We start from the raw sequence: 13,946 nt of genomic DNA on the forward strand, positions 1-13,946 counted from the left end.
ACTTTTGTTAGTTTCATTCATAGAAAGAACTTTTCTTTCTAAGTTGTGATCGATATAAGGACCTTTTTTAATTGAACGAGCCATTATTTTTTCCTTCTCTCAATGATGTAACGATTCGATGTTTTCTTCTTGTAACGTGTTTTGAAGCCTTTAGCTAATACACCTGTACGTGAGCGTGGGTGACCTCCTGAAGTACGGCCTTCACCACCACCCATAGGGTGATCTACTGGGTTCATCGCAACACCACGAACTCTTGGACGACGACCTAACCAACGTTTGCGACCTGCTTTACCTAACACTTGGTTAGATCTTTCATGGTTCGATACTGAACCGATTGTAGCAACACAAGTCAATAAGATCATACGTGTTTCGCTCGAAGGCAATTTGATGATGGCATATTTACCATCACGAGCAGACAATTGAGCATAAGTACCAGCCGAACGAGCAATTGAACCACCTTGACCAGGATTTAATTCAATATTGTGGATGATAGAACCCAATGGAATGTTTGCTAATGGTAATGTATTACCAACTTCTGGGGCAACTTTATCACCTGCGATTACAGTTTGACCAACTACTAAACCAGCTGGAGCAAGGATGTAACGTTTTTCACCATCAGCGTAATGCAACAAGGCAATACGAGCAGTACGATTTGGATCGTACTCGATAGTAGCTACTTTTGCAGGGATATCTTTTTTATCGCGTTTGAAATCAATTAATCGGTATACTTTTTTATGTCCCCCACCGAGATAACGCATAGTCATTTTACCGGAGTTATTACGACCGCCTGATTTCTTGTTGATTTTTACTACTAACGATTTTTCAGGAACGTTTGTAGTAACATCAGAGTAGTCAGCGCCTACTCTAAAACGAGTACCAGGGGTTACCGGTTTGAATCTTTTAACTGCCATTTTGTATTATATAGTACTGTAAAAGTCAATAGTTTCGCCGTCTTTAATCGTAATGACAGCCTTTTTATACTTAGGAGCTCTACCAGATACGAAACCTGCTTTTGTGTAACGGCTTTTTGCTTTACCAGCTACTACTGCAGTGTTTACAGCAAGAACTGTAACACCAAACATAGCCTCAACAGCTGCTTTAATCTGGATTTTGTTTGCTCTGTGATCTACTTTGAAAGCGTAACGGTTTAATTTTTCCGTTAACAAAGAAGCTTTCTCAGTCAAGATAGGTTTTTTAATAATTTCCATATTACTTAGCTAATGCTTCCTCCAAAGTTTTAACAGAATCTGTAGTCAACAATAATTTTGTTGCGTTCAATACATCATATGTATTTAAATCAGCTGCAACAATAACTTTTGCTTTTTTCAAGTTTCTGCTTGATTTATAAACAATCTCATCGTAAGCTGGTAATACCAACAATGTTTTCTCATCAGCTACGTTCAACGCATTTATTAAAGCAACATAGTTTTTAGTTTTGATAGCATCGAATTTTACTTCATCCAATACCACAATGTTATTATCTTTTGCTTTGTAAGATAACGCTGATTTACGTGCTACTTGTTTCAATTTTTTGTTCAATTTGAACGAGTAGTCACGAGGTTGAGGACCGAATACACGACCACCACCATTAAACAATGGAGATTTGATAGAACCCGCACGAGCACCACCAGTACCTTTTTGTTTGTGTAATTTACGAGTAGAACCCGCGATTTCGTTACGTTGTTTAGATTTGTGAGTTCCTTGGCGTTGGTTCGCTAAGTATTGTTTCACATCCAAATAGATCGCATGATCGTTAGGCTCTAACCCAAATACCGACTCAGGAAGTTGCACCTTGGCACCTGTTTCTTTACCTGATAAATTTAAAACTTTAACTTCCATCTCTACTATTTGTCTACGATTACATAAGAACCTTTAGCTCCTGGAATGGAACCACTAACAACGATAAGGTTTTGCTCAGCGTAAACTTTCAACACCTGTAAGTTTTGAACTTTAACTCTGTCACCACCTGTACGACCAGCCATGCGCATACCTTTGAATACGCGTGAAGGCCATGATGAAGCACCTAATGAACCTGGAGCACGTAATCTGTTGTGCTGACCGTGAGTCGCACCACCTACACCACCAAATCCATGACGTTTCATTACACCTTGGAAACCTTTACCTTTTGAAGTACCAACTACATCTACGAATTCGCCTTCCTCGAAAAGTGTAACGTCAACTACGTCACCAAGTTGTTTTGCATCTGGGAAAGTTTTAAACTCTACCAACTTACGCTTAGGCGTTGTGTTTGCTTTCGCAAAGTGCCCTTTCAAAGGAGCTGTCGTGTTTTTCTCCTTAGCTTCGTCGAAACCAAGTTGAATTGCCGAGTAGCCATCCTTTTCTTCCGTACGTATCTGCGTAACCACGCACGGCCCGGCCTGAATCACTGTACAAGGAATATTTTTCCCATCAGCGTTAAACAGGCTCGTCATTCCTACTTTTTTTCCAATAATACCTGACATGTTGTAAATTAATTAATTAAAAGTCCTTCGAAGCAGTAGGGCTTCGCTCAAGACATACTATTCCCATTAAGGGACTGCAAAGTTACAAACATTTTTATAACTGTCAAATAATTAGTGAATTATTTTTTTTTATTTTCTAGATCTTTTCTTCATCCGCTTCAAATTTCCGAATAATACCTATCCAACTCCCCACTCCGACTAAATCATCTCCAAAAAAATAAAATTAGGACAATCTATTCCTACTGCCATACAGCTGTCATAAGTTGCGCTAATTTTGAACTGTCATACAACACGTCAGGTGATGTATCGCTTACTAAAACTTTAAATACGAAAATCATGAAAACAGAAATCATTTCGAAGAACGAGCTACTTCAACATTGGTTAGGCCACAGAAACCTAACAAGACAGACTATTGAAAAATTTCCAGAAGAAGGATTGTTCAATTTCAAGGTAGAAGGCATGCGCACTTTTGCAGATATGATTAAGGAGCTATTAGGTATTGCTGTTCCAGGTCTCCAGGAAATTGTCAACAACAAAAGTGGCAAACTCAACGAGAATCTCAGTTATTCGACCAAAGCACAATTACTGCAGGCTTGGGATGAAGCTACTCCTCAGATCAGTGAACTGTTCAATCAAATTCCAGAAGAACGTTTTGCCGAAGAGTTCAATTTATTTGGACAATACAAATCCCCCATTATCCATAGCATATTTTATTTTATTGACAACGAGATCCACCATCGTGGTCAGGCTTTTGCCTATTTACGCTTACTGGGTATCCAACCACCATTTTTTTGGGAAAGGGGTTAATAACTGATACAGACAACGGAAGTTTTCTCCTGACATGGATCAAAAACTTTTTAGTACAATTTACAGTTTAACTTGTTCGGCATCCTCCCTTTCCGCCGAACAAGTTTTTCCTTTACCATAGTAAAGAATCCTGATTACTTCATTTACAGCTAAACTTGCTCCAAAGCAGATGAAAGCAAACCTCTGACAACATCTTTTAGCGATTCGGGTTCAATTATGCGACCTTTATCTGCAAACATCAGATACCATCGCGCAAACCCATTCTCCATATTCATGCAGTCAAAATGCATTTCCACATAGTTATCGGTTACAATTTCTTCTTGGAAACCAAAATAGTGACGATCCCACTCCATATACCTAGCCATTTCTTTATCCACTTGCACCACCACTTTGGTTGTTGGCACTTCATGCCGCTTACTCAGAAAGAAAGATAGTTCGGGATGCTCTTTTCCAAAATCTTCAGCAAGTATTCTAATATTGTTTATTCTATCCAAGCGGAATTGCCTATAATCTTGTCGCAATCTACAAAAAGCAAGTACATACCAAAACTTGCTCTCCACAAAAATACCCACAGCTTCGATTTCACGCCTTTCTGGAGTTTTATCGGAAGGTTTGGAATAATAGATTTCCACACATTTCTTTGCTGCGATGCTTTCGATCAGAATATTGGTGCCATGGGTTAGCTTCTCATTGAATTGATGACGCCCACCGCGCACCAGAAAGTTATCCCCAACTAAGGCTACCTGTTCTTTTTCGTTGCCCCGTAATATAGCTTTCATTTTCAGCAATGCCGTGGTAAAATGATGAGCAAGATTCCGGTCCGTATATTTTTCAACTAATTTCTCTGCTGCGACAAAACTCAATGCCTCTTCCCTTGTAAATTGCAAAGGTGGCATCTTATATCCCTCCACCAAAGAATAACCGCTTCCCGCTTCACCATAAATAGGTACCCCTGCCTGCATCAGGGAACGAATATCTCTATAAATGGTACGCTGACTTACTTCATATCTTTCTGCCAACGCTGCAGCTGTCACAACAGGTTTAGCTTGCAGATGCATATAAATAGCGAGTATACGGTCAAATCTCTTCTGGATATCGGTCATAGGGATAAAGATACAAAATCTAGGCTTTAACGCTACAAAAGTTAAGTTTGAGCACTCCTGTTAAGGAAGGCAATAAATTAATAGCGTTTTGTTAAATAACAGGGAGTTTATAGGGACTTCATACGGACTTAATAGGGACCTCATTCGGATGAAAGCGTATAATATCCGATTTATCTACGGATAATATTTATTTAAAATCTGCACTAATCAAAAAGGCACCTCCACCTCTGTTTTATATGGGATAAACCGACGCTATGTTTCAAGATATAGCCCCCTGCTTCCTTAAAATAGCTGCCCCAATGAAGACATTGAGACAGCAACATTAATTATTATGTGTAACTTAATTGCTTCCGACATCTAATGATGTACAGCCAGTATCGCTCAAATAGACATTTTCAAAAGTGTAATATTGTCCGGAGCCCGAATGACCGCAACTCATCGCATACCACATTGTTAACCAACTAGGGCAACTTGCATAAATATCATAATTTCCACTTTGAATATTAACGGGATAGGAAAGCGTATTCGCAGGGACTACAACATGCTGTGTGGTTCCTCCTGGAAAATTCCCACTAAAGGTCAAATAAATAGGGGAATTACTAAAGTTATACACATAAAAGTCGAATGTGCTACTTAGTGTTTTAATATTCGTTTTGGTATTTTTTTTTGCACCAACGTTTTCTGTAGAAATTACATTTCGTTTATTAGATAGTTTTATAGCTGGTACACTCAAATCTCTAGCTTGAACGAACAAACCGGTGACAATAAATAACGCAAAGGCTATTACAAATGATTTTTTTAACATAATTCAAAAGTGTTTATAAATAATTGACTATTTCAATAAGCTTTTTTTGAGATATAGCTTATCAACAATTGGCTTCTGCCTTAACTAAATCATAAGTGACCTCCTTTCTTTTAGATAAATTGACTAAAGTTTCTCAATCCTTAGCGAATGATGCCTCATCGTTAATAATTATGGTCGAAAAATCCATGGCGCATCGCATTAAAAAATCTTCCGTAAAAAAATAGGTTTACTATCTATAAATCCGTCCAAATGATTACTTAACCAAAGTGTACTAGCCTGAAATACAAAAACTTACCGACCTCTAAAAAAACACTAATCAGTGCAATTTCAATAAATCTGACTTTACTTTGTTCTTTTCATTCTTTATTAGATTTATGCTATTGGTAACTTATAAACGGAGCGGTATAGATCTGACAATTCGAGAGACAGATCTCGCTAAATATGATGTGTCTATCGCGACTATTATAACAGGAGATGATCCAATGAAAATATGGGGTTGGTTGGAACGGCATTTTTCCGGGTGCACGAACGGCTAAAACTGTCCCTAAAACAACACTCATTTTAGGAACAGTTTAAAGGTCCCTTATCGCCTATTGTTTAATCACTTTCTCGCCATCAAGCAATCGATTATACCGCACCAATGCTTCTAGATAATAGTAATCGGCATAGGTTAAAGGCACATCTACCTCTGTTTTATGTGGAATAGAACCGACGCTATGTTTCAAGATATATCCCCCTGCTTCTTTATAATCTGCTTTGTAGGGTTTAGATGATAAAGACCGCAACATCTGCTCGGCCTTTGAAATATAGAGCTGGCTTTCACTACCTGTTGTGTATTGTGCCAATTCCAGCAAAGCCGAGGCCGTTACTGAAGCTGTCGACACATCGCGAAGATCTTTTTGGCTATAATATTTACTGTCTGGTGTAAGCTTGTTTTGGTCCATATCCCAATAGGGAATTAGATCTTTTGGAAGGTTGGGATGATTCAGATAAAACTGCGCAATATGCCGCGCTTGCTCCAAATATTTCTTGTCGCCGGTCTCACGGTACATCATCGTATAACCATAAAGTCCCCAAGACTGTCCCCTAGCCCATGCAGACTCGTCAAAAGCACCTTGGGCAGTCTTTCTCGAAATAATACGTCCATCTTTTGGATTGTAATCCACGACATGATAGGAACTATAATCTTTTCGATAGTGATTGACCATTGTTGTATTTGCATGCGTTATAGCGATATCACGATAGCGCTTATCACCTGTCATCTTGGAAACTTCCGTCAAAAACTCCAGGTTCATCATATTGTCGATGATTACCGGATAGGTCCAAGGCTGCCCATCCCAGTTTTTTCCACCGTCCCATGAACGGATAGTTTTGGGTGCTTCGTGAAAGCGTGTTGCCAACGAGGCTGCTCCAGTACTTAAAATTTCCTTATATGCAGCCGAATCTCCCGTCAAGCGTAACGCATTCCCAAAGCTGCAGTACAACATAAAGCCCAAATCATGTGTTCCCTTGTTGTTCTTTTCCTTCTCGAGTTCTTTTAATTTGCTTTTTGCTTCCGTCAAAAGTTTTTCATCCTTGGTATACTCGTATATGTATAACACTGTACCGGGATAAAAGCCCGAGCACCACCAACTTGAACCCCAATTCACATATTTACCATCTTTATACGTCGTCGGCATATCCGATTCATTGATCGATGCGGCAAGGTAGGCGATTTGTTTATGTGCATCTTCCAAATTTGTGCGAACAAATTCTTTGTCAAGTCCCAATTTCACTGCTCCTAGGTTTCGCTGACTGGAACAGGAAATTCCCTGCATTCCTAGCCCGATCATTAAAGCTCCCGTAATATAGTGTTGTATCTTCATTTTATCCAATCCTTAATCTTTTGCTTTTTATTCTTTTTCGTTTAATAACTTACATAATAGTCTTTGGGAAATTGCTCAGCATTCCAGCATTTTTGGGAGGTCCATGGTTGTGGAGCACAGGTCCAGAACTCGTCGTTTGCTGGTAGTCCTAATGGCAAAAACGACAATGAAGCTACATACATTGAACCTGCATTTGTATAATAATCTGCGAGATTGGATTGTTTATCACCCACCACGCCCATACGTAGCCATCCAGATGGCGCAAAGGTTTTGTCAATATAAATATGTCGAAGTATAGTCGTCAACGCTGCCCTGACCTGACCCTTCGAGATGTCTTCGGGCAACTTATTTTCTAGAGCAACTGTTGCTAGCGGCTGAAAAGCAGCATTCTTATAAGTTGATGAACGGCCAACGACAACATAATGGCCTTCTGGGGAAATCATGCGTTCCAAATGATGCGCATAACGCTGCATCCGTTTGTATGCCCGCTCATACATCTCTTTGTATTTTCCACCCGCTGGGATATTATGACGCAGCGACTCAACCTGCATGCAATGGATTACGTACCCGTTGTAGTGATCAAAACTAAAATGGGCGCCATCGCTATACCAGCCATCTCCCACATACCATTCCTGATCAAATTTATTGACGGCATAATCGATCTTTTCTCGCGCACATTCCTCACCTATGCTGTAAAGAAATGTTTCTGTCATTGCAGCAAACAGCAGCCAATTGCTCTCATTCGGCTTAATCTTACGCAGCAGTTTAAACTCTTCGACCACTCTTTTCTTTGTAATTGGGTCCAATGGTTCCCATAAAGCTTTTGGAGCTCTCAGAAAAGCCAGCGCAAGATGTGCTGCATCTACGAGTGTTTGAGACGACGGACCTCGCCAGGTAAAATAATCCGGTGATTTAGGATCTACACCATACTGTATACCGAGTAATGCTTGATCGCGTAATTTTTTTCGCAATTTTCCTTCCTCAGTGACGTCATCCGGTAATGCCAACCAGGGTGCCATTCCTGCCAGCAAACGTCCAAACGCTTCTAGGTATCCGACTCCAGGGTCCCTACTATCAAAAGTCGGGCTCACCTCCATCGGCATATTTTTACGCCACTGCTGCTTGCTGATATTACCTAATATTGGAGCAGCCATCTTATGTAAGACAGATACCCAATAGGCGCGATCGTTTTCGTTAACGCTTGTCTTATTGTCCAAACTGCTTGCCTCTGCTTTTATTGGTAGAGACGCAGTTAATGCGCCAACTCCAGCTCCGCCTAACAATTTTAATAGGAATCTTCTCTTCATTCGATAATGGTTTATAAATTAATGTGAGCTTGATAATGCTGCACAAAACATTAAAAATCTTTAATTTAACCTAAAAAAACAAACCTAAATAAATCAATCGCTCTAGCAAACGATTGCATGAGCGATTGATAACAGCTTTTTTACAAAATCATCATGAGATTTTAAATTTAGCTGAAACGTTTTTTATTAATATACCCAGCCTGGTGTTGGCTTCAAATTTTTATTTAACTCTATTTCAGATTTTGGGACTGGCCAGGTGTACCATTGGTCACCTATCCATTCATAAGTGGTACCGCCCGTATTTTCTGTACCACCCCAAGCATGTTGTGCAAATTTTTCGTTGAACTTTGTCTCTTTCAGTGTTTTCCAACGCATTTCATCAAAAAAGTTAACTCCCTCACCAATTAATTCCCGACGCCGCTCGTCTCGTACATAATTACGTGCTTTGCTTTGATCTGAAAAAGAGGAGGCCATTGTTGGAATTCCAACCCGATCTCTGACCTGTTTTACTTTTGCCATAGCACCAGGTAAATCATTCATCTCGACTAACGCTTCTGCCCACATCAACAAAACATCTGCATAACGAATAATAGGCTCGTCTACTGGGTTTTGCTCACGACGAGCGTATTCTAAACCTTCCCCCACAAACTTGCGATGGATATACTTAAACTCAGCCTGTGCATTGGCGCTTCCCGAAGTATAATAAGTACTAGGTAAACTACTATTCAAATTAGGCTCAGCTCCAGGTTGGTCCACATAGTATTTACCTGTGACCGGGAATCTATAGGTATACATACCTGCAGTAGTGGAATTGCTGTTTACTCCCTGGAAAGATGCATAAGGAGTTACCACGTTATACGCTAAACGTGGATCCCTATTTGCGTAAGCTGCTTTAAGGCGTGCTTCATTCCCTTCTGGTAGGTAAAACGCCCGCGCAGTACTATTCAATTTATTCAATTCTGTATTGATTACCGTGGTAACAGTAGAATGGACATCATTTCCGTTAACTTTTTGATCCCGGATAAAAAAGACTTTTCTATTGGGAGCTCCTAAAGCATTTACCGTATTCCATTCAGGAATATAGTCTGACCAACTAAAAGGACGTACGGTAGTTCCATCAATTATTTCTTCATACAAATTAACCAAAGCTGGGGTCACTTGGAGATCTGTCCAACATCCCCGGCTATCTTTTGCCCCCTGTTGAAATGCGGCGGTATACTTCTGTACGGCCGAACCGTATCCTGAAGGTTCCTCTATATATTGAACGCTCAAAATCATCTCTTCACAACGTTCATTGGCAACTTTAAATAATTGCTTATAATTTGAGAAAAGTTTGTAGCCGCTCTCCCCAACTTTCGCAAAATCAGCAACTGCCTGATCGTATTTTTTTGTCATAAGATAAGCACGGCCACGTAGTGCATAAGCAGCACCTTTACTCACACGTCCTTCACCTTGGATTTGATTGTTTGGCAAAGCACTCTCATTGATTGCATCAGTTAAATCCTTAATAATAAGCGCCCAAACTTCCTCTTCAGAACTCTGTCCTTTGTTACCTTCTGCAGGACTAATAGGCTCGGTGTAAATAGGAACACCCAAACCATTCCGACCATACAGCTCATTGAGTCGCATGTAAAAAAAGGCTCTTAATACTTTACATTCCGCTACTAATTTGTTCTTTTTTTCCTGAGCCATCATGGCATCGGGTATATGAACAATTGCATCGTTAGCGCGATGTACGCCATCATACAACCATTTCCATTGGAATGAAAAATAGGAATTACTTGGATTCACGGCGCTGGAGAAAAGGTTATTTAAGTTATATTCACCTTGACCAGTCATACCGAATGCCTCATAAGCATAATACCCAATATTTGCAGATGTTCCTACAATTCCGTCACTTCTTACTGGACGTTGTAATGAATAGTAAACACCTATTACCCCTTGATCAACCAACGTTTCCGTTGACCACATTGTTCCCGAAGATATTTTGTCATTAGGTGCAAGGTCCAATATTTTCGTACAAGACGATAAAGAACTTGCTATACCAATTGCTATGACAGATTTTAATATTTTTTTCATCTCTATTTCTATTTTATTTGACTAAACAGAGTTTAAGATTAAGATGCTAGTCTAAGTCTTACTCTATTGAAAACTTCAAATTAGCTTATCCTGCTGTTCTGAGATTAAGTTAAAAAGTTACCGATACCCCGGCGGAATATAGCTTCGCGATGGGATAAACAATCAATGAACCACCTAATTCCGGGTCCACTCCTGGAAAGTCTTTATGTTTAAATGTCAACAGATTTTCTCCTGTTACAAATACCCTTAAGTCTTTAATTTTAGCTTGATTAATCCATTTTTTAGGAAATGTATACCCCAACTGCAAAGACTTTAACTTTAAATACGAGGTATTGTACAAATAGAATGTATTAGCCTGCATGATTGAACTTGAAGAAAGCAAACGTGGGTATTTACCATTTATATTTGCATTTGGATCTGTAGCTGGATCATAATTATCATAATCGCTATTTGCTCTTACTGCATCATAAGAATAGTATTTGGTCCAGGCATCTGCTGGCAATTGATCTCCTGTATTCGCTAAGATTGATCCATTGGATCCACGCTCATTAATATAATGATAAGAGCCGACACGTCCCGCCAAAAGCATGTTTAGATCAAAACCCTTGTAAGCTGCTGTCAGATTTAAGCCAAACACAAATTTGGCAACAGAAGACTTCCCTGTGAATTCACGGTCATCATCATTACCGTATTTACCATCACCGTTCGCATCCGCCATAAGCATTTGTCCATACCATATATTTGCTGCACCAGGCCCAACCGTATTATTATTAAAAGAATAATTTGCAGCAATCATAGATTTCACCCACTCCAGATCAGCTTTAGTACGGATCATTCCGTCTGTGGGTCCACCATTTGGATCTACACTTCCGTCAGATTTCATATAGGTTCCAGTTCCCGCATAAGGCCTTCTTAAAAACCACTCGTCAAGCATATGTTGTTCCACACGACGCTCATTCCCTCCTGTAGATACATCGGCTAAATTCGTATAGCGCCAAGTTGGATTACCCCATATATCGAGAGTGGATGGATCTTGCTCATACTTTAATGTGCCTTTAAAACCTGAAACTCTGTTCATGTTATAGGAAATATTACCATTTACTCCATATCTAAACTCTCCAATTTTATCGTTCCAACCTAGATTAAGTTCTATCCCTTTATTATTCATTGAAGCAGTATTGGACATAGGGGCATTGATATTACCCATTGTCAAATAAATAATAGCTGCAGTTAAGATATCAGAAGTCTTTCGGGAATACATATCAGCCTCGACACTCAAACGGCGATTTAAGAAACTGGCTTCCAACCCAAGATTGTATGTCGTTAGCTTCTCCCATGATAAACTAAGATTTTGGATAGTTTGCTGAATAACCCCATTAGCGACCGACTCGTTAAATACATTATTCACTTTCTGATAAAGAGTCTGCCAATCGTAATTTCCACTTATTGTATTCCCTAAGGTTCCATAAGACCCTCTAAGCTTTAAGTAATTAACTGTTGTTTTAGCTGGATCAAAAAAACGTTCGTTACTGATCACCCAACCTGCCGAGAAAGAAGGAAAAAATCCGGTGCGATGTCCCGGAGCAAACTTAGATGACGCATCCGAACGAAAGTTTCCTTCAAACAAATATTTACCATCGTAGGCATAATTTACCCGGCCAAAATAAGAAATCATTGCGTTCTCCGCCTTTGCATTATCTTTTCTATTTTGGTCAGAACCGCCAATGGACTCCATTGTACCTCCCGAGTTTATATCAGTAACACTCCAATCAAGTAATCCACGTTGAGTAGCATTAAAACCACTTGTCTTCGAGTAATATTGTTCATAACCTGCTAATCCACCCACATCATGTTTCCCAAAAGTATGGGCATAACGTAATAATGCATTCGCTGTATAACTCGATGATTTATAAGAAAAACGATAAGTAGTTGCCTGATCCAAATTCCCTATGCCTTCTTTAGGTTTCTCAAAGCTTTCTCTAAAACTATATCTAGGCAAGTTTTGTGAGTAATTTTCATCCTCACGCATATATTCACTGTAATTAAACCGCGCTTCGGCGACAATCCCTTTCCAAAGATCCGCGTTAGCATACCACGTACTATTGATACGTGTGTAGTTGTTTTCCCCTCCATTTGAAGCAACCTGTTGCAGAATATTGTCCTTATTTGTTGTATTAGGATCTTCACTAGCACCATATTTCCCCTGATAAATGGGGGTCATGCCTGGGAAAGCCTGTAACAAATAGGTCATCGAAGTGCTACCTGGTTGCTTATACTCCTTTGTTGCATAGGTTTGTGTACCAAAAGTAATTCTATCCGCAATTTTTGTTTCCAAATTGGTACGAATATTAAATCTTTTCATCCCAGTATTTGCCAACGTTCCAGGATTATTTTGGTATCCAGCGGACATGAGATAAGAAGATTTATCACTCCCTCCCGTTACTGAAACACCATATCGTTGATAATATTGTGGTTGAAAGAGAACCTGTGCCCAATCCGTATTTGGATAAGCTAACCAATTTGGAATGCTATTCCCAGTGATTGGATTATTATAGATACCATTAGGATCCCCATTCGCTTTTCGCCAATCTTCAATGGTTGACAGTGTATAATCGGGAGATGTGGAAGTTGGGTTAGCATTCACTTTAGCGATGTTGTGCAGTTCCATCCAATCCGCTGTACTCGACATAAACTTTAAATCAGTTTGTGCTTGTTCACGTGCATACAATTCATTGAATGCTATTTTAGGCGCTTCACCTTTCTTCCCTTTTTTAGTGGTCACGAGAATTACACCATTTGCTGCACGAGATCCATAAATCGCTGCAGATGCCGCATCTTTCAAAATGGAAATGTTCTCAATATCATCTGTATTTAATGGAACCATATCGGCCACGGCACCATCCACAAGGATCAGAGGGTTATTATTATTGAAAGATCCTGTACCACGAATACGAATAGATACATCCTCGCTTCCAGGATTACCATTTCCTTGCGTAACACGAATGCCCGGAGCCGTTCCGCCTAAGGCCGCCGCAAGGTTCATAATAGGTCTATTGGTAAGCTTATCTGCACCAACAGTAGCGACAGATCCAGTCAAATTGACTTTTTTCTGTGTGCCATATCCTACAACCACGACTTCATCAAGTGCTGAAGTATTTTTTTCTAGACTAACATTAATTATCGAACGCCCTTTAGAATTGACTTCTTGATCCTGATAACCAATGTATGAAATCAGTATGATAGTATTTTCTGGGACAGAGATGGTATACTGACCCGTCTCATTAGTAGAAGTAGAGATCTTTCCACCCTTTTCTCGAATCGTTACACCCGCTAAAGGTGCACCTTGACTGTCTGTAATCCGCCCCGTAATCGAAATTTTCTGCTGTGCCATACTCGCACCCACAGTAAACATCATCATAGCAGACAGTCCAACTTTGTAAAACTTTGCCATACTTTAGGAAATTAGCTTTATAATAAAAATTGGTTGTTTAACTAGGCCAAAGATGGGCCTATACGCA

Annotated in this window: 11 protein-coding genes; 1 reads left to right on the forward strand and 10 read right to left on the reverse strand. The window is 39.7% G+C overall.

Annotation, left to right across the window (positions count from 1 at the left end):
• Positions 1-83: 83 nt before the first annotated feature.
• Genes rplB through rplC form a run of 4 tightly spaced genes read right to left on the reverse strand, consistent with a single transcriptional unit; the run spans position 84 to position 2,462 of the window.
• Complete coding sequence (gene rplB / locus DTA23_RS04550; protein ID WP_046674867.1) at positions 84-911, reverse strand: 50S ribosomal protein L2; 828 nt, start codon at positions 909-911, stop codon at positions 84-86.
• Between the two features lie 6 nt (positions 912-917).
• Positions 918-1,208, reverse strand: coding sequence for a 50S ribosomal protein L23 (gene rplW / locus DTA23_RS04555; protein ID WP_046674866.1), 291 nt, complete (start codon positions 1,206-1,208; stop codon positions 918-920).
• A 1-nt stretch (position 1,209) separates the two neighbouring features.
• Positions 1,210-1,839 (reverse strand): 50S ribosomal protein L4, encoded by a 630-nt coding sequence (rplD, locus tag DTA23_RS04560; RefSeq protein ID WP_046674865.1) that lies wholly within the window; start codon positions 1,837-1,839, stop codon positions 1,210-1,212.
• 5 nt (positions 1,840-1,844) lie between these two features.
• Entirely contained in the window at positions 1,845-2,462 is a 618-nt protein-coding gene (gene rplC, locus DTA23_RS04565) for a 50S ribosomal protein L3 (RefSeq protein ID WP_104385215.1), read from the reverse strand.
• 336 nt (positions 2,463-2,798) lie between these two features.
• Here rplC and DTA23_RS04570 point away from each other — a divergent pair, with 336 nt between their 5' ends.
• Positions 2,799-3,269, forward strand: coding sequence for a DinB family protein (locus DTA23_RS04570; RefSeq protein WP_112373923.1), 471 nt, complete (start codon positions 2,799-2,801; stop codon positions 3,267-3,269).
• Between the two features lie 149 nt (positions 3,270-3,418).
• On the opposite strand, the gene DTA23_RS04575 is transcribed toward DTA23_RS04570, so the two are convergent.
• The 6 genes from DTA23_RS04575 to DTA23_RS04600 form a co-directional block, all read right to left on the reverse strand.
• Complete coding sequence (locus tag DTA23_RS04575; protein WP_112373924.1) at positions 3,419-4,372, reverse strand: helix-turn-helix transcriptional regulator; 954 nt, start codon at positions 4,370-4,372, stop codon at positions 3,419-3,421.
• Between the two features lie 340 nt (positions 4,373-4,712).
• The gene (locus DTA23_RS04580; protein ID WP_112373925.1) at positions 4,713-5,177 is read right to left on the reverse strand and encodes a hypothetical protein; all 465 of its coding nucleotides are present in this window, start codon (positions 5,175-5,177) and stop codon (positions 4,713-4,715) included.
• Positions 5,178-5,767: 590 nt separating this feature from the next.
• Positions 5,768-7,042, reverse strand: coding sequence for a glycoside hydrolase family 88 protein (locus DTA23_RS04585; RefSeq protein ID WP_112373926.1), 1,275 nt, complete (start codon positions 7,040-7,042; stop codon positions 5,768-5,770).
• Between the two features lie 41 nt (positions 7,043-7,083).
• On the reverse strand, positions 7,084-8,349 hold the full coding sequence (locus tag DTA23_RS04590; protein WP_112373927.1) for a DUF2264 domain-containing protein: 1,266 nt from the start codon (positions 8,347-8,349) through the stop codon (positions 7,084-7,086).
• 186 nt (positions 8,350-8,535) lie between these two features.
• Positions 8,536-10,428: a RagB/SusD family nutrient uptake outer membrane protein gene (locus DTA23_RS04595; RefSeq protein ID WP_112373928.1), complete on the reverse strand. Its 1,893-nt coding sequence runs from the start codon at positions 10,426-10,428 to the stop codon at positions 8,536-8,538.
• Between the two features lie 109 nt (positions 10,429-10,537).
• Positions 10,538-13,879: a SusC/RagA family TonB-linked outer membrane protein gene (locus DTA23_RS04600; protein WP_112373929.1), complete on the reverse strand. Its 3,342-nt coding sequence runs from the start codon at positions 13,877-13,879 to the stop codon at positions 10,538-10,540.
• Positions 13,880-13,946 lie beyond the last annotated feature (67 nt).

This window comes from Sphingobacterium multivorum (assembly GCF_900457465.1).
In the GTDB taxonomy this organism is placed as follows: Bacteria; Bacteroidota; Bacteroidia; order Sphingobacteriales; family Sphingobacteriaceae; genus Sphingobacterium; species Sphingobacterium multivorum.